The organism is Labrenzia sp. 011, from assembly GCF_003075075.1.
GTDB lineage: Bacteria > Pseudomonadota > Alphaproteobacteria > Rhizobiales > Stappiaceae > Roseibium.
In genome coordinates this window covers 91,800-113,417 of sequence record NZ_QCYM01000013.1, presented here as the reverse complement: position 1 = coordinate 113,417, position 21,618 = coordinate 91,800, and the positions used below count along the sequence as shown (strand labels likewise).

Annotated in this window: 19 protein-coding genes; 4 read left to right on the top strand and 15 right to left on the bottom strand. The window is 61.3% G+C overall.

The window, feature by feature from the left end; all coding sequences use genetic code 11:
• Positions 1-134 precede the first annotated feature (134 nt).
• The 6 genes from DCO57_RS14935 to DCO57_RS14910 all read right to left on the bottom strand — a co-directional run bounded on the left by DCO57_RS14935 (position 135) and on the right by DCO57_RS14910 (position 6,496).
• Positions 135-1,472: a sigma-54 dependent transcriptional regulator gene (locus DCO57_RS14935; protein WP_116699703.1), complete on the bottom strand. Its 1,338-nt coding sequence runs from the start codon at positions 1,470-1,472 to the stop codon at positions 135-137.
• Positions 1,462-2,913, bottom strand: a complete 1,452-nt coding sequence (locus DCO57_RS14930; RefSeq protein WP_116699702.1) for a HAMP domain-containing sensor histidine kinase — start codon at positions 2,911-2,913, stop codon at positions 1,462-1,464. The genes DCO57_RS14935 and DCO57_RS14930 overlap by 11 nt, the downstream gene beginning before the upstream one ends.
• A complete protein-coding gene (locus DCO57_RS14925; RefSeq protein WP_116699734.1) occupies positions 2,910-3,728 on the bottom strand; it encodes a PhnD/SsuA/transferrin family substrate-binding protein in 819 nt (272 codons plus the stop codon). Before DCO57_RS14925 ends, DCO57_RS14930 begins: the two co-directional genes overlap by 4 nt.
• 303 nt (positions 3,729-4,031) lie before the next feature.
• On the bottom strand, positions 4,032-4,904 hold the full coding sequence (locus DCO57_RS14920; protein WP_116699701.1) for an MBL fold metallo-hydrolase: 873 nt from the start codon (positions 4,902-4,904) through the stop codon (positions 4,032-4,034).
• 171 nt (positions 4,905-5,075) lie between these two features.
• Complete coding sequence (locus tag DCO57_RS14915) at positions 5,076-5,519, bottom strand: DNA starvation/stationary phase protection protein (RefSeq protein WP_116699700.1); 444 nt, start codon at positions 5,517-5,519, stop codon at positions 5,076-5,078.
• 332 nt (positions 5,520-5,851) lie between these two features.
• Complete coding sequence (locus tag DCO57_RS14910; RefSeq protein ID WP_116699733.1) at positions 5,852-6,496, bottom strand: peroxiredoxin; 645 nt, start codon at positions 6,494-6,496, stop codon at positions 5,852-5,854.
• A 111-nt stretch (positions 6,497-6,607) separates the two neighbouring features.
• Between DCO57_RS14910 and DCO57_RS14905 the strand changes: the two genes are divergently transcribed.
• A complete protein-coding gene (locus DCO57_RS14905; protein WP_116699699.1) occupies positions 6,608-7,525 on the top strand; it encodes a hydrogen peroxide-inducible genes activator in 918 nt (305 codons plus the stop codon).
• 107 nt (positions 7,526-7,632) lie between these two features.
• Here the strand turns inward: DCO57_RS14905 and DCO57_RS14900 are convergent, their stop codons facing one another.
• On the bottom strand, positions 7,633-9,714 hold the full coding sequence (locus DCO57_RS14900) for a C1 family peptidase (protein WP_116699698.1): 2,082 nt from the start codon (positions 9,712-9,714) through the stop codon (positions 7,633-7,635).
• Positions 9,698-11,665 carry a DNA/RNA non-specific endonuclease gene (locus DCO57_RS14895; RefSeq protein ID WP_116699697.1) on the bottom strand — a complete coding sequence of 656 codons (1,968 nt, stop codon included), beginning with the start codon at positions 11,663-11,665 and terminating at the stop codon, positions 9,698-9,700. Before DCO57_RS14895 ends, DCO57_RS14900 begins: the two co-directional genes overlap by 17 nt.
• A gap of 398 nt (positions 11,666-12,063) precedes the next feature.
• Between DCO57_RS14895 and DCO57_RS14890 the strand changes: the two genes are divergently transcribed.
• Entirely contained in the window at positions 12,064-13,545 is a 1,482-nt protein-coding gene (locus DCO57_RS14890) for a protein adenylyltransferase SelO (protein WP_116699696.1), read from the top strand.
• 178 nt (positions 13,546-13,723) lie between these two features.
• Positions 13,724-14,167, top strand: coding sequence for an HIT family protein (locus DCO57_RS14885; protein ID WP_116699695.1), 444 nt, complete (start codon positions 13,724-13,726; stop codon positions 14,165-14,167).
• A 17-nt stretch (positions 14,168-14,184) separates the two neighbouring features.
• Here DCO57_RS14885 and DCO57_RS14880 read toward each other — a convergent pair whose 3' ends face one another.
• The 4 genes from DCO57_RS14880 to DCO57_RS14865 all read right to left on the bottom strand — a co-directional run bounded on the left by DCO57_RS14880 (position 14,185) and on the right by DCO57_RS14865 (position 16,787).
• Positions 14,185-14,835 carry a glutathione S-transferase gene (locus DCO57_RS14880; RefSeq protein WP_116699694.1) on the bottom strand — a complete coding sequence of 217 codons (651 nt, stop codon included), beginning with the start codon at positions 14,833-14,835 and terminating at the stop codon, positions 14,185-14,187.
• A gap of 35 nt (positions 14,836-14,870) precedes the next feature.
• Positions 14,871-15,233, bottom strand: coding sequence for an AzlD domain-containing protein (locus DCO57_RS14875; protein WP_116699693.1), 363 nt, complete (start codon positions 15,231-15,233; stop codon positions 14,871-14,873).
• Positions 15,230-15,991: an AzlC family ABC transporter permease gene (locus DCO57_RS14870; RefSeq protein WP_116699692.1), complete on the bottom strand. Its 762-nt coding sequence runs from the start codon at positions 15,989-15,991 to the stop codon at positions 15,230-15,232. The genes DCO57_RS14875 and DCO57_RS14870 overlap by 4 nt, the downstream gene beginning before the upstream one ends.
• A 91-nt stretch (positions 15,992-16,082) precedes the next feature.
• Positions 16,083-16,787, bottom strand: a complete 705-nt coding sequence (locus DCO57_RS14865) for an SDR family oxidoreductase (protein ID WP_116699691.1) — start codon at positions 16,785-16,787, stop codon at positions 16,083-16,085.
• Between the two features lie 317 nt (positions 16,788-17,104).
• Between DCO57_RS14865 and DCO57_RS14860 the strand changes: the two genes are divergently transcribed.
• Entirely contained in the window at positions 17,105-17,812 is a 708-nt protein-coding gene (locus DCO57_RS14860; protein ID WP_116699690.1) for a hypothetical protein, read from the top strand.
• An 81-nt stretch (positions 17,813-17,893) separates the two neighbouring features.
• Here DCO57_RS14860 and clpA read toward each other — a convergent pair whose 3' ends face one another.
• The 3 genes from clpA to DCO57_RS14845 all read right to left on the bottom strand — a co-directional run bounded on the left by clpA (position 17,894) and on the right by DCO57_RS14845 (position 21,410).
• Positions 17,894-20,335, bottom strand: a complete 2,442-nt coding sequence (clpA, locus tag DCO57_RS14855; protein WP_116699689.1) for an ATP-dependent Clp protease ATP-binding subunit ClpA — start codon at positions 20,333-20,335, stop codon at positions 17,894-17,896.
• 12 nt (positions 20,336-20,347) lie between these two features.
• On the bottom strand, positions 20,348-20,680 hold the full coding sequence (gene clpS, locus DCO57_RS14850) for an ATP-dependent Clp protease adapter ClpS (protein ID WP_116699732.1): 333 nt from the start codon (positions 20,678-20,680) through the stop codon (positions 20,348-20,350).
• A 397-nt stretch (positions 20,681-21,077) separates the two neighbouring features.
• Complete coding sequence (locus DCO57_RS14845) at positions 21,078-21,410, bottom strand: phasin family protein (RefSeq protein WP_116699688.1); 333 nt, start codon at positions 21,408-21,410, stop codon at positions 21,078-21,080.
• Between the last annotated feature and the right edge of the window lie 208 nt (positions 21,411-21,618).

Here is a 21,618-nt window from a genome sequence, read left to right as displayed (position 1 = left end):
GCATGGCGTCGCCTGCAAATCAGCAAGACCCGTGCCAGGAGAATTAACGCAATGATTTCAAAAAGAAGGAATTGAAGTATCGACATTTTCGGCCACCATGTTCGGATTTTCGAACATGGTGCACCGCCGAATGTTCAGCTTTCCGGACGCTCGGGCCGGATCTGCAGGCGGGCCATCTTCTCCCACAGCGTGGTCCGGGAAATACCGAGCAGCCGGGCCGCATCCTGCAGGTGACCGGAGGTTTCAGAGATCGCCCGTTCGATCTGGCGTTTTTCCGCTGCATCGCGAATTTCCGACAGCGGCTGGAAGGCGGCGGACGGCGCCTCCTCCTTCCGGTCAGGGAAGAGATCATACGGCATCAGCCATTCGCCGCCGGCCAGTGCCACAGCCCGTTCGATCCGGTTGCGCAATTCACGCACGTTTCCCGGCCAGCCATGGGCAAGGGCCGCCTCCTCCGCTTTCGAGCTGATCCCGCGCACCGCCTTGTTGTGACGGCTCGCGGCATTTTCCAGCAGCCGGTTCATCAGCCACGGAATATCCTCCTGCCGCTCCCGAAGCGGCGGAATATCAGCCGTGAGCACGGCGATCCGATAGTAGAGATCCTGCCGGAACTCCGGCCCGCCAGCGCCACCGGACAGATCGCGATGGGTTGCAGTCACGATACGGCCCGTGAAGGAGATGCTCTCCTCTCCGCCGATCCGCATGAAACTGCGCTCCTCGATGAGCCTGAGGACCTTCGCCTGCAGGGCGGGAGGCATGTCGCCGATTTCGTCGAGGAAAAGAGTGCCCGACTTCGCGCGCTCCGCATATCCCAGGTGCCGTTTGACCGCTCCGGAGAATGCCCCCTTCTCGTGGCCGAAGATCTCGCTTTCAAGCAGTTCCGCCGGAATGGCGGCGCAGTTCACGGCGATGAAGGGATCCTCGGAGCTGCTGCGCAAGGCATGAAGATAGCGGGCGGAGACTTCCTTGCCCACGCCGGTTTCCCCGGTAATCAGCACCGGAAGATCGGTTTGCGCATAGCTTTGCAACAGGGCTTCCAGTTCCCGCATCGCCGGCGAGACCCCCAGGTCCGGCTCCCTGGCCGGGGCAGGCTTCCGCCCCCGGGCGTTTTCCCGAATGCGGGACAGAAAATCCTCGAAATCGAACGGCTTGGTCAGATAGTCGGCCGCTCCGAGGCGCATCAGCCGCACCGCCTGATCGATTTCCCCGTGCCCGGTGATGAAGATGAACGGCGGGTGCTCCTGCGCATCCGACAGGCTGCGATAGACCGCTTCCCCGTCGATGTCTGGCAGCTTGATGTCGCAAAGCACCAGATCCAGCTCATCGAAGGTCTTGCCGTGGGCTTTCAGGGCCTCGGAGCCCGACTGCCACCAGTGAACGGCGCAGCCTTCCAGCTCCAGCCTCTGCACGATCGATCCGCCCATGACCGGATCGTCCTCGATCAGACCGATGCTCAGTCCTTCAGGCTGCATGACTGACCTCATTGGTTCGGCACGGAAGGGTCAACTGAACTTCGGTGCCCCTGCGCGCCCCTGCGGACACACGGACCCGGGCGTCAAGATCGTTGGCGATCTCACGCACGATCCACAGGCCCAGCCCTTCCCCTTCTGCAGGGTCCGCTGACGTCCCCTGCTCCAGAATTCTCCTTGCAGCCTCCGGCATGCCCTCTCCCTCGTCCGTGACGGTAATCTGCAGATGCCGGTCCGTCACCGTTATCGTATACCCGATCCGTCCGCCTTCCGGCGACGCGGCGACCGCATTCAGCAACAGGTTCAGGACCGCCTGGCGTATCGGGCCGGCGGGCCACTCCGGTCTGGCGGGCAGTTCGCCCGGCATCCGGAAATCCAGAGCCTGCTGCCTGCGGCGCAGCTCCGGCCGCACCAGGAGCTTCAGGTCGGAAAAGTCCGAGCCTTCCACGGGCCTGGACAGCCGGTCGGGACGATAGGTCGCCAGCGCGGCCTCGACCACTTCGCGGATACCCAGCAGTCCGCGCTGGATCAGTTCGATCGATTTCTCCCGCACGTTGCGGTTCTCGCCATGACGGCGCAAGGTATCGACCGCATTCATGAGCCCGCCGAGCGGATTGTTGATTTCATGGGCCATGCCGGAGGCCAGACGGCCGAGGCTTGCCAGCTTCTCTTCCTCGGCCAGTTGTCTGGAGAGTTTCTGACGTTCCGTTTCCGAATTGACCAGCGCGTTGTAGGCCCGGTAGACACTCGCCGCCTCGCCGTCCGCAGACGGAAATTCCTGCTCGCCGATCAGCGTGGCCGATCCGCCGGCAGCCTCGACAAGATGAGTCTCCAGAACCTGCATCGGACGTATCATCCGCCGCACGGTCATGAAACCGACAAAGCCGAGAAGCGCGGTCACCAGTGAATTCGTGGCAAGCAGGGTCGCAAGTATCCGCCGCCGTTCCTTCAGCAGAGAAGTCACGTCGAAGACCGCGTAGATCGATCCCACATGCATGTTCTGGTAAATGATCGCCCGGCGTACATAGCCGCTCCTCGTCTCCGGATCGATCGAGACACCCGGCCCTGCGAATTTTCCCGAGAAGGCCGCATCGAGCGGCCGCAGCGTTTCGCGTGTCCTGGGATTGCTCGACGCCAGCACGATGTCGTTCCTGTCGGTAACCACCGTCTCGCTCGGCAGGATGTCGTCGGTGGTCGGCCGCAACCGCTCGATGCTGTCGAAGATCTCCCAGCTGTCTTCCCGCAGAACCGACGGCGTGACGGAGGCAACCAGACCATCCAGATAGGCCGAAGCCAGCCCCTGAAGGTAGGTCGCCTGGGTTTTCGAAAGCTGATCGAGAACCCGCTCGGAGATCACCGCGGAGATGATCACCATGAGCACCACCACCAGCACCGGGACCCGGATGGCCGAAGGCAGCCTGCGGAAGTGGACCGCCGGGTTCACAGCACACCCCGCAGCATCGCGACCTTGGAGGCGATCCCGTCGAAGATCTCCGGCCCCGATGATGTGAACCCGGTCAGCTTCAGCATCTCCAGCACGCGGCGGCCCTGCTCCTTTTCCGGGATTGTCAGAAGCGCGCCGGACAGCGCGGCGATGCGATCCGACCCGGCAAGCGACTTGTTCGTCGCCACGGGAGGAAACCCGAGCCATTCCGACTTGCGCAGCGGTCTCGTCCCGGCGACCAGCTCCGGTTCGATATCCCGCATCACTTCCCAGACATAACCGTCGACGCTGCCCGATTGCGCCAGTCCGGAAGCGACCGCCCGGATCACGTTGCGATGCCCGTATGTGTAGATCGTCCTTCGAAAGAAATAATCCGGGTTGAGCCCCTTCTCGAACAGAAGCGCCCGCGTGACCAGATATCCGGAATTGGAGTCGGGATCGGAGAAGGCATGGATGTCATCCTGCAGATCCGCCAGCGACGACGCCTCCCTTTCTTCCGACACGATGAGATAGGACTGATAGAGCGGTTTGCCGTGCCATTGCGGAACGGCGACAAGCTCCAGTTCGTTCCGGTACCGGACAAAGGGATAACCGCAGATCCAGGCGGCATCGAGTTGCCCGGAAACCAGAAGCGCCGTGACCTCCTGATAGGTTCTCCGCGTGATGAGTTCGACCTGGTAGCCGGTTTCGCTTTCCAGATATGCCCTGAAGGCATCGAGCAGTTCGAGATCGTTGGTCAGGAAAACCGGCGTCAGACCGAATCGGATCGTCCCCGGCTGCGCATGCGCCCTGTCTGCCGCAAGGGCGCACGCCATGCCACCCGCCAGTCCCAATAACGACCGGCGCGACAGATCTCCATTGGTGCCACGCTCAAATGCAGCACTCAAAAGCTCTCCTCCCTTTTTCGGTCGGGAGTCTAGCTGAAACGGAGAAGGCTTTCCAATAGAGAGGATTGTGCAGCGCACCCACGGCAGGGCAGCGAGCCCGAAGCGCAGCCAGTCCTGTTCCGGTGCTGGCCGCCCGGTCTCTGCAGCTGTAGGCGGATCTGTGCGCCGGGAACGGCACGGCGCCCAGGTCCGGAGGGACCCGGACCCAGGACTTTACCGCCTTTTTCCGCTTTACCGTCGTTCGAAATAGTCGAGCGGAATTTTCAGGTAGGAGCGCCCGTTGTTCTCGGGCTGCGGCTTGCGTCCACCGCGAATATTGATCTGCAGTGCGGCCAGCATGAGTTTCGGCAGCGCCAGGGTGGCATCCCGCGCGTCGCGCACCGCACAGAATTCGGCTTGCGACGGCGCGCCGGCAAGATGGATGTTCTGCGCCTTCTGCGTGCCGACCGTCGACATGCATTCGGCCTCGCGCCCCTCGGGAGCGTAATCGTGACCGACAAAGACGCGGGTTTCGTCCGGCAGGGCGAGGATGCGCTGGAGGCTTTGATAAAGCTCGCTGGAAGACCCGCTGGGGAAATCGGCGCGCGACGTGCCGCTGTCGGGCATCATCAGCGTGTCATGCACGAAAGCCGCATCGCCGGCGACATAGGTGACCGAAGCCAGCGTATGTCCGGGCGAGAAGATCACCCGCACCGGAATCCGGCCGACCATGAATTCCTCTCCGTCGGCGAACAGATGGTCCCACTGGCTGCCGTCCGTCGGAAAGTCCTCCGGCAGATTGTAGATCTCCTTCCAGAGCTTCTGCACTTTCACCACATGTTCCCCGATCGCGGTCGGTGCGCCGAGCTTTTCCTTGAACCAGGGGGCGGCGGAAAAGTGATCCGCATGGGGATGGGTGTCGAGGATCCGGACGATCTCGATTCCCGCCTCGCGCACATGGGCAAGAATCTCTTCGGCACTGTCGGTGAAAGTGCTGCCGGAAAGCGGGTCGAAGTTGAGTACCGGATCGACAATCGCGCCTTCCATGGTCTCTGGATCGTGAAAGACATACTGCCAGCTTCCGGTTGGCTGATCCCAGAAGGGTTTGACGACGGGACGGGACATTGTTTTCTCCTTGGTGACACCGCGACCGATCCCGCCGCGAAAAGAAAGCGCAGCGCAAGATCGACCGCCTGATCGGAAATCACATGAAAGCGGGGAGCCTGAAGGGGGCTGAAGAGCGGAGCATCCGGTTTTCGGGTGAGCGCCGGATGCTCCCGGACAAAGGGCCTGCCCCTATTTCCGCGAGGCTTTCATCATCCACAGTTGCTGCTCGTGCCATTCGAGACGGTCCGACAGCATGCCCGCAGACGGCTCGTCACCGGCTTCCTGCGCCGTCACGATGGCTGCGCGCAACTGGCCTGCCAGGGCATCATGGGATTTGATGAGCGCATCGACCATGGCCTCGGCGGATTGCGCGGGAGCGGCTTCCTCACCGGCCAGTTTCATCAGCTCGGCAACGGAGCCCGGAGCATAGGCACCCAGGGACCGGATGCGTTCGGCGATCGAATCGAGTGCATTCCAGAGGTTCTGATATTGCTCCTCGAACATGAGATGCAGCTGGCGGAAACTCGGGCCCTCGACATTCCAGTGATAGCCATGGGTCTGTACATAAAGACGGAACGTCGATGCCAGAACCTTGCTGAGGCTGCCGGTGTGGTCTTGCGATGTGTCGGTCATGATCTGTCTTCCTGATAGTATGTCTGTTGTTCTGGACTGAACCCGAAAAGCTCCCGTGCCGATGGCCCGAGTCTTTCCATGTAGGTGAATAACGGCCCTGGGTCACGGTCTCATGAGGGAGAATGAGTTGCATTGAAACGGAGCAATCCGGTCAAATCCGGGAAACAAGGCACCGGCTTCTCCGGACAGGGGAGACCCCGCACGACCGGGCAGGAAGCCCGCTCTGCGGATCCTTTCCGACCCGGATCCACCATCCTCATGATATTTCGACCTCATCGTTGGAGCCGTGATCTGGATCATCCTGTCTTCATTCTTTTGAATGCAAGCCCGTTTCAAAGACTGCGGGTCGAGAAATACCAGTCCACGGTATCGTATCCTTCCGAAGTCCGGGCCACCGCCGCGTCGAAGGTTGCCGGCGTGGGCACGATGACCGCATCACCGGGTTGCCAGTTTTCCGGGACGGCGCATTTGTTCTCGTCCGCCGTCTGCAGGGCGACCAGGAGACGGTGGATCTCATCCACCGACCGGCCCGCGACCATCGGATAGTAGACCATGGCACGCAGGATACCCTCGGGATCGATGATGAAGGTTGCCCGGACGGTCGCCGTGTCCGACGCACCCGGCTGTATCATTCCATAGTCCCGGGCGACCTTCATGTTCAGGTCGGCGATAACCGGAAAGCCCACATCGACGCTGAACTTTTCCCTGATGTTGAGAAGCCAGGCAATATGCGCATAGTGACTGTCGATCGACAGGCCGAGCAATTCCGTGTTGCGCGCGGCAAAGTCGTCCTGACGCCGGGCGAACCCGATGAATTCCGTCGTGCACACGGGCGTGAAATCAGCCGGATGGGAAAAGAGCACCAGCCACTTGCCCTTGTAGTCGGACAGCGTTTTCCGGCCCTGGGTGGTCGGGGCGTCAAAAGCAGGCGCCGGTTCGTTCAGACGCGGCATGGGGGGCTGGATCGCTTCGCTCATGATCAAATCCTCGGTGTAAGCTGTCTTCGTTGTTTCGATGATTTGAAAATAAGATCTGGCTCTTCATTTGTGAAATTGATAATTAGAAATTCTCTGATAGGTTTTTTCAATATGTTGCCAGCCATCACGCTCCGCCAGATGCGTTTCCTCGTTGCCGTCGCCGACGAGCTCAATTTCTCCCGCGCAGCGAAAGTCTGCTCCGTGACCCAGCCGACACTCAGCACCGGCCTGAAGGAGCTGGAAGACCGGCTGGGTGTGATCCTTGCGGAGCGCACCAAGCGGTCGGTCATTCTCACGCCGGCAGGAGCGGAAATTGCCGCCCGAGCCCGCGCTGTCCTGCTGTCGGTGCGTGAAATCGAGGATCTTGCCGCCAGACGCGCCGGATCCGATGTGGGCGATCTGCGGCTTGGCGCCATCCCGACCATCGGCCCCTTTCTGGTCCCGCGCGCCCTGCCCGCAATCCGGAAAGCCTTCCCCGACCTGCGGCTGCTGCTGCGCGAGGAGATGACCGAAAAGCTTCTGGAGGGTCTTCATGACGGTCACCTCGACCTGATCCTCTTCGCCCTGCCGTTCGAAGCAACCGGCATTGAAACCATGCCTCTTTTCGACGACGGCTATCATCTTGCCGCCATGCCCGGCAGTCTCTCGAAAACCCCGGTGAAGGGATCCGAACTCGACGGAACCCGTCTGATGCTGCTGGAACGCGGTCATTGCCTTCAGCGCCATGCGCTCAGCGCCTTTCCCGACAGGAATATTCAGCAGGACGACAGTTTCTCCGCCACGTCGCTGTCGACGCTGATCTCGATGGTCAGCGAGGGCGTGGGCATCACCCTCCTGCCGGACCTCGCCATCGACGCCGGTGTGCTGAGCGGTCAGAAAATCGACATCGCGCCGCTTCCCGACGCCTGCCCGCGCCGCGTCGTGCTGGCCTGGCGCACGACCAGTTCCCGTGCCGATCTGTTCAGGAAACTCGGCGAGATCCTGCGGGAAACGCGGACACAAATTCACCGGGGCCCGGAGCATCCGTGACCGCCCCGGCAACTCAGCTGTCCGATGAGGTCCGTTCCAGGGGATAAAGCTCGTCGGCCAGGACCAGCCGGCTCCCGTCGCCCGCCCGCCAGAACGACAACACCGGCCTATTCCACGAGCAGACTGTCCCGATCCTTGTAGACGGCACTGAACCCTGTCGCAGGCGCTTTGCCGAGAATGCGTTCGAGCAGACAGTCGAGCACCTTCGTGCGCAGATCGAAATCCCTGTGCGGCGTGTCCAGCAGGTTGATCCTCACGCCGGGCTCATGCGCCAGATCCCGAGCCGGCTCGCCGAGCGCCAGAAGGTTTGCATGCCATGCCTCGTCGAAATAGCTCGTCCCTCCCGTTGCCAGCCCGGTATACCCGTCACCGGCGCGCCTGGTCGCGATCGCCATGACCCGTGTCCACAACTGCGGCCAGTTGCCGCCGTATCCGGGCAGAGGCCGGTCGCTGCCCATGGCTTCCCTGCTCTGCAGATAGAGGTCGAGATGTTCGATGACCGCATCCTCGCCCTGCGCCCTGCGGCTGAGCGGCAGGTCATGGGGATGAACCAGCCTGTCCACAAAGGACCGGCGCACCGTCTCTGCGGGCAGCATGGGGGCGTAGAGACTGACGGAAGACAGGACCGGATGCCGGCTCCAGTGCCGGGTATGGGACAACAGCGCGGCCAGCAGCGAGGCCCCGAATCCATGTGCCGACAGGTGGTAGGACACCTCGCCGCGGCGATGACGCTCGTCAAGGGCACTGAACAGGTCGTTCAGGATGTCCAGCCCTTCACCGAGCCGCCCGTCGCCGTGCCCGTAGACAACCGACATCGAGCTGCGTTGTATTTCCTCGACGATCCTCAGCGCCGCCGCCGAGAGCCGGCCCTCGATGCGCCTGTCCTTCTCGCGACTTTGCCGCAGCCCGGCGATCCGGTTGGCCCGTTCCACCTCGGCCTCGACCATGTCGTGCACGGTGGAGGACAGCTCGTTTTCGACGGTCACGAAGAACGGATAGATTCCGTTGGCCTTGAAGACCGGCACCGCATCGCGAATGGCGGACATCGTTGCATTTTCATGGCGCTGCAGCCCCATGAAATGGACCAGGACATGTTTGTACTTCGGGCTGTCGTGCAGGATCCTGACCGTTTCCTGAAGCGTTCTGGGATCCACATGATAGGGTCCGTAACGGTCCAGTCGGCCGCGCGATGTCGAGGCGATATGTCCCAGCACGTCGAACCGTGTCGGTGGTGTCGCCGGCTGCAGCGCATCCGCGTCGAAGGCGCCTTCCCCCATCCGCAGGCCCCGGCTGCGGGAAGACTGCGGGTTGACCGCCGTCGCCTGGCTGGCGACCTGCACCGCCAGTCTGAGCACCCACATGTCGACCACATTGGCGGACCAGTCCTCGTAACTCCAAAGGGCCACCCCCTTGTCGCCCCATTCGGCGCCCCAGGAGTTCTGGACAAGGAACCCCTCCTGCGTGTAGCCGATCAGGATGAAGGCATGCAGGCTCTGCGTGGTCACCCTTTCCTTGCCGAAGGGAATGCGGCCGCTGCCGGTCGCCCAGCCGGGATGCAATTCGGCCGAGGCAAGCACCAGACCGGCCTCGTTGAGCGCCGCATGCACATCCGACAGCCGCGGGCGTACGCGGTAATAGGCACCCAGCTGAACCCGGCGCGCGCTTTCCAGGATTTCACGCGTCATGTGCCATTGCTGACCCGACAGTCCCCTGGTGACCGTCTCGGCACAGGCGCCGTTGAAATAGAAGGCTTTCAGCGCGCCCCGGATCGACGATCCGGAATAGGATTCGCCGGGAAACTCATCGTGAAACCTGGCGATGTTGTAAAGCATCTCCGCCGAAGCCCAGGGATGCCGGTCCTCTGCGGCAAGCTCCGCGTCGGCGGGCAGGTTGAGCATACGGTCCCGCGCGCGCAAATGATCGATTATGCCGGCCAGCGCATGAGCGGTGCAGCTGCTCTCGGTTCCCTGGTCGCGGATGCGCCCGTCGCACCACCAGGGCGCCGGCCCCTCACGCGGATCGATGCGCGGCGCCAGACCGGCCAGCGTGGGCTGATAGACATAGTCGCGCACATCGCCGACGTCGGCGCTGGCCGCCAGAAGGCGCTCCCCCCCGAAGCGCAGACTGGAAAACGGCTTCACCACGACGGCTCCCTCCGACAGGTTGTCTGCCCTATCCGGCTTCCACATCCGCAAGTGATCCGAGCGGTTTGACGTGGTCCGAGACATCCGTGAGGAGCCCCGTCACCGATTCCAGTTTTTCCCTGTGCTCGGCCCGCATCTCGGAGGTAAGCGCGAATGTGTCCGCGTCCCGTAGCGGCCCGAAATCATGTCCCGTCAGCCGCTCCAGTTCCTCGATGGTCACCTGGAACTCCTCGAACCCCTGCCCGAAGACCAGCTCCAGATCTCCCGGCTTCACCAGATGTTCCTGGGAAAGAATGAAGGCCTGCGCCTGTAGCACGCGCCGGTTCGAGCGCCCGCGCCGCATCCTGCCGATCGAGGCGACAACCTTCCAGAAACGCATCGGCACCTGGACACCGGAGCGCTTCTGCACCGGATCGCCGTCATCGAACAGACAGCCGACGAAAACCGAGATCCTGGCATCCGCATCGTCCGTCCTGTCGAGGACATGCTCCTCGAGCCTGAGCCATATCTTCTGGTTCAGCTTCTTGTGCTGGGGCGCGATATTCGGAAAATACATCGAATCCAGATTGGCCAGATCGGCTTCCGCCTTGCTGCCCCAACAGGGGTCCAGCCGACGGATCAGATGGCCCCGGTCCAGGTCGTTTCTCGAATAGAGATCCTCCCCGGCCTGCTTGTCTTCCGCGAGTCTGGGATCCAGCTTGAAGGAATTTTTCCTCCTGGGCCGGCGAAGCTCGTTGCCGTCGATATTGGCAGCCGCGTAGAAGGCCAGCCGCCGTTCTCCGTTTATCACGACGGAATAATGGGTGTACTTCAGCTCGGTCTCGCCGGATTTCGTACGCGCGAGCTTGCGCAATTGCACACTGTTCAGTTCCGGCAGCGGCACCCACAGGGGGCCGTCTCCGAGGAAGTCGGGCTGATAACCTTGCCGGTCTTCGAAGCCGGTCGCCTCCTCGTCGGTGCCGGAACCGTTCGCCCCGTCCGCCGCCTTCCCGTTGTCCTGCCCGGCGCCGGTATCGAAATAGACCGACTGACGGGTCAGGATATCGGCAACGGCATCGATCTTGACCGCATAGTTCTGGGTCAGCGCGCTACCGGCGAAATGAAGGCCCACGGCGCCTCCCGTGTCGACATCGATGATCATCGAGCCGGAATTGCCGCCCAGGGTCGTCGCATTGTGGGTGAATTCGGTCGAAGAATGGTTGTCGTCCATGATCTGACCGGGCGCGAACCGCTTCACATTGTAGATGTCGTCGAAATAGCGATCCATCGCATCAAGCGGATTGTCTCGGACGGCTTTTGCCGGATAGCCGATGACGCCGATCGTATCGGGCCGACGCCCGCCAAGCTGCAGGGAAACGGGATCGGCGGTGGTCCGCAGGGCGTTCTTGTCGATCCTGAGGATCGCCACGTCCGGCAGGCCGGTCGGCTCGATATGGAGGATCGAGGACACCAGCATCTCGAGCTGCTCGTCGGACTCATGCTCCTCCCGAAGATCCATATAGACCTTGAGACCGCGCGCGAAGCCCCATCCACCTTGACGCAGCTGGGCGAAATAGACGGCAACGTGCCGGTTGGTGACGAAAGTGTCTTCATTGACCCGCCAGCCGGTGCCGATCCACTTGTTGTGAGGATCATTGACCAGATCCACCCGGCCGACATTGGCGATGGCCCGGTCGATAACTGCGCGTCTGGGAACAAGCGTATCTTTCCAGTATTGCAGCTTGGGGTCTTCGAAAGTGCCGTTCCTGACCAGCAGCGACGGGTACCCGGTGCGCATCACGATCGCTTCGGTGTAAGTGGGTGCGCTCAGATCGGTTTGACCCTTGCGCATGCGGTCGACCGCTTCCTCGAGCGTTGCCGGACCGCTTCTGGCGGTGACACCTTCGAGCATCCCGTCCTGCGGGAACGGCGCTTCGGCGACGATCCGGCGCTCGTTGTCGAGAAGATTTTCAATTGCCTGACGGTTTTCAAGCTGCGACTGGAAAACAGTTTTCATGACGGATATCCAAATGCCTGAACAAAAAAGAAAGAATTGATCGAACAACTCGACCGGAAGACGAAAAAATCAAATCATACACCAATAACGATCCGACTTACAGGTCAAAATTCAAAGCATCGCCGTCGTTTCCCTTGCAGAACCGCGGAATCGAGCCATGTAACGAGGGTGCTGTGCGCAAGGTTCCGGCATCCATTTGCTTCGGCATCGCCTTTCGCGCCCCCCGGCATGGGACGCCAGACTGCCGGATCAGATTGCTGGATGAAGACCGAAACGACCGGGGATCAGTGAACGAAATCCGGGATGTCCGGGTCTAAAATTTGCAGGCGGGGCGGAATTGGTATCTGCCGCACCTATATTTCCCTCATAGTCAGCCAGACCAGCCAACGGATACCCCGATGACCGCCACACCCTCCTCCTTCCGGTTCGACAATTCCTATGCCCGGGAATTGCCCGGGTTCTACGTCGCCTGGGAAGGGACGAAGGTTCCCGAGCCTGAACTGGTGCTCTTCAACCGCCCCCTGGCGGAGGATCTCGGTCTCGATCCGGACACCCTTGAAACGGCTGACGGAGCGGCGATCTTTGCCGGCGTGACACATCCGGAGGGCGCCTCACCTCTCGCTCAGGTCTATGCCGGTCATCAGTTCGGCGGCTTTTCCCCGCAGCTTGGAGACGGCAGGGCCCTGTTGCTCGGCGAGGTGATAGACACCCATGGACGGCGGCGCGATATCCAGCTCAAGGGCTCGGGCCCGACGCCGTTTTCCCGCGGCGGCGACGGCAAGGCGGTCATAGGGCCGGTGCTGCGTGAGTATATCATCGGCGAAGCCATGAACGCTCTGGGCATCCCCACCACCCGTGCCCTGGCCGCCGTGACAACAGGCGAAATGGTCTACAGGGAAGGTCCGAAGCCCGGCGCGGTCCTCACCCGCGTTGCCGCAAGCCATCTGCGCGTCGGGACGTTCCAGTATTTCGCGGCGCGTGGCGAAACCGACAAGGTCCGCCAGCTGGCCGACTATGCCATCTCCAGGCACGATCCGGATCTTGCCGGAGCCCCGGACCGTTTTCTGAAGCTTTTCCGCCGGATCACGGAACGCCAGGCGGAACTCGTTGCCCGATGGCTGCTCGTCGGCTTCGTCCATGGCGTCATGAACACCGACAACACGACGATCTCCGGCGAAACCATAGACTACGGCCCCTGCGCCTTCATCGACGCCTACGACCCGGAAGCGGTGTTCAGCTCCATCGATCACGGCGGGCGGTATGCCTTCGCCCGCCAGCCCCGGATCGCCCAGTGGAATCTTGCCCGCCTCGCGGAAGCATTGCTCCCCCTGATCGCGCCGGACGACCAGGACAAGGCTGTGGATCTGGCCAGCACCGAACTGGCCCGGTTTCCGGAGGTCTACACCGCCTATTGGCGCGGCGGCATGCGCGCCAAACTCGGACTTGAAACGGAAGAGGAAGGCGATCAGGCGCTTGTCGAAACGCTGCTTGCGGCCATGGCCGAACAGAATGTCGACTACACCCTGTTCTTCCGCAGCCTCGGCACGGCGGCAACCGGTTCGCCCGACGAGCTGCGCGCCCTCTTTGCCGATCCGGCAGCATTCGATCCCTGGTTTGCCCAATGGCGGCAAAGACTGGCCGGAGAAGGCCTTGCCCCGGACGTCGTCAGAACCCGGATGGACCGGGTCAACCCGCTCTACATCCCCAGAAACCACAAGGTGGAAGAAGCCCTGGCGGCGGCCGAAACGGGAGACTTTGGCCCTGTCAGGAAACTTCTGGAGGTTCTGAAGACCCCCTTCACCGAAAGACCCGATTGCGAGGCCTATACCCGCCCCGCCCCGGCGTCCTTCGGTCCCTACCGGACCTTCTGCGGTACCTGATACATCGCGCAATTCCGGCGCCGGCCCCGCATCCGGCGCCTGAGAATTATCCAGCGCCGGAGGCGGCGGAGAACCGGAAGCAGGCACTTGCCTCTTGCCCCCTTCCCGTCTGTCCGACTAGTCTCCGGCCAACAGCGCACGCTGAGCGACCATGCCTTCGAGACGGGAATTTCCAGATATGTCCACGCCCGCTTATGACGACCAGAATGTCTTCGCCAAAATCCTGCGCGGCGAGCTGCCGTGCCACAAGGTCTATGAGGATGCCAGGACGCTGGTGATCATGGACATCATGCCGCGCGGTGACGGACATGTCCTCGTGGTGCCGAAGGCGCCTTCGCGCAACATTCTGGACATTGCCACGGACGACCTCAACGCCGTCATGGCCACGGTGCAGAAGATGGCCCGCACCGTCATCAGGGCATTTGACGCGGACGGCACGACCATCCAGCAGTTCTCCGAACCGGCGGGCGGACAGGTGGTCTTTCACACCCATGTGCATGTCATCCCGCGCTTCGACGGTGTGCCGCTCAAACCCCATACGGGCGAGATGGCCGACAATGACCTGCTCGCCGCCCAGGCGGAAAAGATCCGGGCGGCGCTGGACCAGGGTACGGACTCCTAAAATCCCGCTTTCAGGCGTCAGGCGGCGCCCGCCTTTTCGGCAGCATCCTGCTGCTCGGCTGCAAGCTTCCGGTCTTCCTGAAGCACGAATTGCGGTGCCGGGCGCTGGAAATACAGCTCCGTAAAGGCCTTGAATTCATCGAATTCGGGCACGAGGCCGACCCCCATACCCCACCTGAGGCCCATCGCCCAGCAGACATCGACGGCGCTCACCGTTTCGCCGAGCACATAAGGCCCCTTGGTGAGCTGGGCGCGCATCGTCTCCATCACCGTGTCGAAGCTGCCATAGGCCGACACCATCTGTGGAGCTTCCTCCCGTTTCATCGCCCGGTCGATGAGAGCCGGTTCGAAACAGGACGCCATATACACGAACCAGCGCAGATACGGCCCGCGCAGCGGATCGTCCAAGGCCGGCGCCAGCCCCTTTTCGGGAAAGAGATCCGCGAGATAGAGATAGATCGCCACCTGCTCGGTAACGACCGCCTCCCCATGGCGCAGGACCGGAACCTTGCCGACAGGATTGATGGCAAGATAGTCCGGGCGGCGGTTTTCTCCCAGCTTGAGATTGAAAATCTTGAGATTGTAGGGAGCGTCAAGTTCTTCCAGGAGCACGCGAACGCCTGTCGCGCGGCTCTGCGGGGCGTAAAAAAGTTCCAGTGGATCGGACATGCTGGCCTCTGCGGTTTGAAGTGTCTCTCCGCAAATCAGCCTAGCTTGTCGAGGGCCAGCCAGCCACACAGGAGGAAGGCTTCTGCTGACAGAACGCCGACAAGAACTTTCTGCCGCGCCACGAAAAATGCGGAAAAGCCGAACCCGGCAGCGGCCAGCCGAAGCCAGATCGGCGTCTCGGCCAGGACGCCCTGCGGAAACAGAATCAGTTTGGAAATCACTCCGGCAACCAGAGCCGTGGCGACACAACGGACCCAGATGAGCAACTCACCGTCTTCGCGCAGCCGCCCGCCGGCGAAAACACCCAGCCAGCGCCAGACATCGGTGGCAAACCAGCCCGCCACGAGAATCATGACGAAGGGCCACCACCAGGTCTGTGAAATCGGCACGTCCGTCATAGCAGCCCCCTGCGGTGGATCCGTGTACCGATATAGGCGAGCGTTCCACCGGCAAGCCCCGTCCACAGCAGGTCAAGGCCGGGCAGATAGATGAAGAACAGCGGCCCGAAGGCGAGCCCGGTGATCATGGCCACCCTGTCCGCATTCAACCGCGCCGCCCCCCACAGCGAACACAGGAAATATACCGGTGTCAGCAGGACCAGCGCGCCGGCCACCATATCCGGCAGACGTTCGACCAGAAGATAGGCAATCGCCGTCATGCAGAAAACGAAGCTGGAGACCGAGCAGCCGAAGCCGACGAAGAACGGCAGGCGCGCCTCCCTCGGCAGGTCCGGCAGGTGTTTCATCGCATAGACCCAGGCCGTCACCGCAACGAAATGGGAGGCGATCAGAAGCTGCCAGTTGCGGGTCTTGCCCGGAACCTTGATGAGCGGCATCAGCGCCATGGTCATCGGCATCAGCCGCACGGATGCCAGCGCGACAGCTATTGCGGTCGGCAGCAGCCCCATGCCGGAAGACAGCGCCCCAGTGAGCACCACCACCGACGGCAGCGCCCAGACAAGACCGGTCAGGGCAAGCGTTTCGGCCAGCGTCAGGCCGGTCTCGCGCGCAAGCCCCGCATAGCCGACAAAGGCGGCGGTGAGAATGAAAGCCGGAATGGAGATGGCTGCGCGTGCGCCGCGCAGCATCCAGATACGGCCGGGAACCGGCGTGTCCGTCAGAAATTCCGGCCGCTCGGGCCTTTCAGGGACAGTCATGTCACAGGTCTCGAAACAAGGTAGATAGTAAGGGTGCCTTACCTTCTTCCCGCAATACTGTCCAGCCCGAACGGTGGAAAGACCGTCAATCTCAGACCGATCGGGTGAGCCCGCCGTCGATACGGATATTCTGACCGGAGATATAGGCCGCCTGCTCTCCAGCGAGATAGGAAATCAGCCCGGACACCTCTTCCGAGCGGCCATATCGGCCCATGGGAATGCGGGCCTTGCGGTCTTCCGTCTCCGGCAGGCTGTCGATGAAACCCGGCAGGACATTGTTCATGCGGACATTTTGCGCCGCGAACTTGTCGGAAAACAGCTTGGTAAAAGCCGCCAGTCCTGCCCGGAAGACGCCGGACGTCGGAAACAGGGGATCGGGCTCGAAGGCAGCGAAAGTGGATATGTTGATGATGGCCCCACCCCCCCGTTCAGCCATCACCGGTGCCACGAGCCGGCTCGGGCGAATGACATTCATCAGATAGACGTCCATGCCCAGGTGCCAGTCGTCGTCGGAGATTTCCAGGATATCCCCCTTTGGGCCATGCCCGGCGGAATTCACCAGTACATCTATTTTTCCATATGCTTCCAGTGATTTGCTGACAAACTGATTTAGGTCATCGGCGACAAGGTTGGAGCCCGTAAAACCGATACCGCCCAGTTCCTTAGCCAGCACCTCTCCCTTGCCGGAAGATGACAGGATCGCAACCTTGAAGCCGTCGGCCGCCAGCCGTCTGGCAGCGTCAGCTCCCATGCCGGATCCCCCGGCCGTGATCAGTGCAACTTTACGCTCGCTCATCTGGTCTCCCCTTGTTTGTGTAGGAAAGTTAGGGACGCCGCACCTGATCCGCAAATGATTTGAACGAATGGAATCGATCAGGGATGCGAATGAATTCCCCGTGTCACCGCACAGGTTTTCCTGGCGTCGCTGGCGCAATCGCGATCACAGGAAGCGTGAATTCTGATAGCATATACCCCTGATTGAATTCATCACTTTTTCAAGGGAACTGACATGCCGATCGGACTTGTACAGGGCGGCGGCGCCCCCAATCTGCCGCTGATGAGCGGCGCTTTGCTGGCGCTGGAGGAAGCGGGTCTCGAATTCCGGATGACGTGATGGTCGAACACGATATCGACACCCTCATCTTTTTCGACATCCTGGGGCACCGCAAGCTGATCGACGAGCCACACGACCTCACCGATGCCTGGGTTCAGTCGATCATCGCGCCCCTCACCAGACTCGCCGAGAACAGCCTTGCGGCCTTCAAGTCGAAACGCGCGCTGCATGCAAAAGACCGGTTCCTGGCCGAAACGGACAGGATCATGGAATTCGCGGAAAGCGACCCGGAGGCCTTCGGGAAGCAACGCATCCAGCTGCGCCACGACCGGGAGCTTTATGAGCTTGTCGACCTGCTCGGCAGCGCGGATGTCGATCTGGCGGCCTTCGACAATCGCGCCCAGGCCTATCTCGACAGAAATCCGGATCCGGAACTGGCCGACTTCGTCAGCCTGGCGCTTACCGACTACAGGGCCTTCGTCCTGCAGCGTGAAGCCTTCCTGAAAAAGCGGGAAACGGCGCTCGGCGGCAAATCCCTTTGCGCGAAAACCCACAGCAGCCGATCGGAACTGCTCAGAATGCCCTTCCGCCGGCATATCCCGGACGCGCATTGGCCGAACATTCTCGACTGGAGCCATTCGAACATGTCGACGCTGTTCGACATCGGCTACGAAACCGGCAGGAACTTTGTCGCCGATCACAGAGAACGGCTGGAAGGCAGCATGGGTAAGACGCTCGCCAGCAAGCCGGAACGCGCCTCGGCCTGAGGAATGCGGGGACGGAAAGACGGCCCCGGACAAACAGAAAGCCCCGGAAGATATCCGGGGCTTTCTGGAGTTTCGCCGACGTCAGTCTGCCAGGGGCACTTTGGGAACCAGGCTTTTCTTCGCCGGCCCGCCTTTGGCGGCCGGCGGCTTGGTGGCCTTTGCGGCCACGGCCTTGGTCGCGGGCTTGCGCTTGCGTTTCGGCTTCGGCTTGGCGCTCGCCTTGGATTTGGACGGCGTCGCCCGCTCCTCGATGCTTTCCAGCAACAGGCCCTTGCTGTCCTCGGAAACGGACACCTTGACCATGCCGCCCTTTTTCAGCTTGCCGAACAGGACCTCGTCCGCGAGCGGCCGCTTGATATGCTCCTGGATGACCCGGCCAAGCGGCCGGGCGCCCATCTGGTTGTCATATCCCTTGTCCGCCAGCCATTTGATCGCATCTTCCGTGAGCTCGAAGGTCACGCCGCGGTCCGCCAGCTGAACTTCAAGCTGCATGACGAATTTCTCTACGACCTTGTAGACGACTTCCATCGGCAGATTGCCGAACGGAATGATCGCATCGAGGCGGTTGCGGAATTCCGGCGTGAACAGCTTGTTGATCGCCTCCGTATCGTCGCCTTCCCGCTTCATGCGGTTGAAGCCGACCGGCATCTTTTCCATGTCCGCCGCGCCTGCGTTGGTGGTCATGATCAGGATGACGTTGCGGAAATCGACCTGCTTGCCGTTGTGGTCGGTCAGCTTGCCGTGATCCATCACCTGCAGCAGGATATTGAACAGATCCGGATGGGCCTTTTCGATCTCGTCGAGCAGCAGCACGCTGTGCGGATGCTGGTCGATGCCGTCGGTGAGCAGACCGCCCTGATCGAAGCCCACATATCCCGGAGGCGCGCCGATCAGGCGGGACACCGTGTGCCGCTCCATATATTCGGACATGTCGAACCGGATCAGCTCCACCCCGAGAGACAGGGCAAGCTGGCGCGCGACTTCGGTCTTGCCGACGCCGGTCGGGCCGGAGAACAGGTAGCTGCCGATCGGCTTGTCCGGCTCGCGCAGTCCGGCGCGGGCGAGCTTGATCGCCGACGCCAGCGTGCCGATGGCCGCATCCTGGCCATAGACGACCCGCTTCAGATCCTTGCCGAGATTTTCCAGAACTTCGGCATCGTCCTTGGACACGGATTTCGGCGGGATCCGGGCCATGGTGGCGATGGTGTTCTCGATTTCCTTCACGCCGATGGTCTTGCGCCGCCGGGCTTCAGGCACGAGCATCTGCGACGCACCGGTCTCGTCGAGCACATCAATGGCCTTGTCCGGCAGCTTCCGGTCGGAAATGTATTTCGCCGACAGTTCGACCGCGGTCTTGATGGCGTCATTGGTGTAGCGGACCTTGTGAAAGTCCTCGAAATAGGGCTTCAGACCCTTGAGAATATCGATCGCATCGGGGATCGACGGTTCGTTGACGTCGATCTTCTGGAAGCGGCGGACAAGCGCCCGGTCCTTCTCGAAGAACTGCCGGTACTCCTTGTAGGTCGTCGAGCCGATGCAGCGGATAGCCCCCGATGCCAGCGCCGGCTTCAGCAGGTTGGAGGCATCCATAGCGCCGCCCGAAGTGGCCCCCGCACCGATCACCGTGTGGATCTCGTCAATGAACATCACAGCACCGGGGTAGTCCTCGATTTCCTTGACCACCTGCTTCAGGCGTTCCTCGAAATCGCCCCGGTAGCGGGTGCCGGCCAGGAGCGAGCCCATGTCGAGCGAAAAGATGGTCGCATCCTTCAGGACAACCGGAACGTCGCCGTTGACGATACGATGTGCCAGTCCTTCGGCAATCGCGGTCTTGCCGACCCCCGGATCGCCCACAAACAACGGGTTGTTCTTGGACCGCCGGCACAGGATCTGGATCGTGCGCTGGATCTCGCGATCGCGACCGATCAGCGGATCGATCTTGCCGTTGATCGCCTTCTCGTTGAGATTGACGCAATAGGCTTCCAGGGCGTCGGTCTTCTGGGTGGCCTTTTTCTCGGCCTCGGCGCCCGGCAGCACATCTTCCTCGTCCGCCCCGTCCACCGGACGGGCCTCGGACATGCCGGGACGCTTGGCGATCCCGTGCGAGATGTAATTGACCGCATCGTAGCGGGTCATGTCCTGGTCCTGGAGGAAATAGGCCGCGTGGCTTTCACGCTCCGCAAAGATGGCCACCAGCACATTGGCCCCGGTCACCTCTTCGCGCCCGGATGACTGGACATGAATGACCGCACGCTGGATGACCCGCTGGAACCCGGCCGTGGGTTTGGAATCGTCGTCACTGTCCGTGACCAGATTGTCCAGCTCGGTCTCGATATATTCAACGAGGTTCCTGCGGATCATGTCCAGATCGACATTGCACGCGCGCATGACCGCGGCGGCATCCTGATCGTCCAGCAATGCCAGAAGAAGATGTTCGAGCGTCGCGTATTCCTGCTGGCGCTCATTGGCGAAAGCCAGGGCCTGATGCAGGGCTTTTTCAAGACTGCGTGAGAAAGAAGGCACTTGCGATAGTCCTCACTTTTTTTCCATGACGCATTGCAAAGGATGCTGATGCTTGCGCGCGAAGTCCATCACCTGGGTCACTTTCGTCTCTGCGACCTCGTAGGAGAATATTCCGCATTCCCCGACGCCGTGATGGTGAACATGCAGCATGATGCGGGTCGCTTCTTCCCGGTTCTTCTGGAAAAAACTCTCCACGACGTGAATGACAAACTCCATCGGAGTGTAGTCATCGTTCAAAAGCAGCACACGATAGAGATTTGGCCGCTTGGTTACCGTTTTGGTTCGGGTGACAACAACCGTTCCGGCGTCACCACCGTCATTGTCATAATCAGAGCCCGCCGACATCGCCGTTTCTTCCGCCTCTAACTTTCCGGCCATCACCAATCCCTGCTCCGGCTCAGCTTCAACCCGCCGGTCCGCAGTTCAGTCCCGCAACGCACCCCGCGCCGCCGGTCGACATTCTTTGACGTTAATCCTGCCGCGCAAGTCGCGCTCGCGCAATGGTCGATTTCAACTACATACCGGTATTCGGCGCATTTGAGGATGACACCTCATCGCTGAACCTGAATGTAGGTGTCCGGAATGGAATTAAAAGATGGGTGGGAAAGGCATTTCCGATCCGGCCGCGCATGGGGCGCCGGAACCGGTGGAGCACAGGCAAAACTGTGCATATACAAAAAAACCCGGCTCGTTACAGCCGGGTTTCTGTCAGTCGCCATTTGGCGGCGAATGTGAATGGCAGTTATTTCGCCATTTTACCCAGCACGCCTTCGTAAGGCTTGTAGGCATCCTTGGACAGGTCGGTCATCATTTCGCCGATCTTGGTCATCTCACCGACAAAACCCTCATAGGCGGTCTTGAAATAGTCGGCCTGAGCCTCGAACGCCTTGTCGAGGGACTTGGAGGCAACCAGTTTCTCAACCGCTGCGCTTCCATCCTCGAAGGACTTTTTCTGGTAGTCGGCAACCTCGGCAGCGATCGCCTGAAAGCCCTTGCTCATGGAGCCGAAGGTCGCCATGGCCACGTCCATGTTCTCTTTGCTCAGCTTCTGCATTTCTTCAAAGTTGCTCATCATACCTTGCCCTTATTTCTGGCGAACCGGATCCGGGAACGGCACTTTGGCCCAGCCCTTCTCCGATGCACACATATCGCGTTACCTGCAGGCATTTGTCGTAATGCACCGCACAATTACTGTCAAGGCGATTTTGCAGCGCAACAACAACCCATACGAGAAAATACGTACTGAATAACGTTTGGTATTCATGGGCTTAGACACTCCGGAA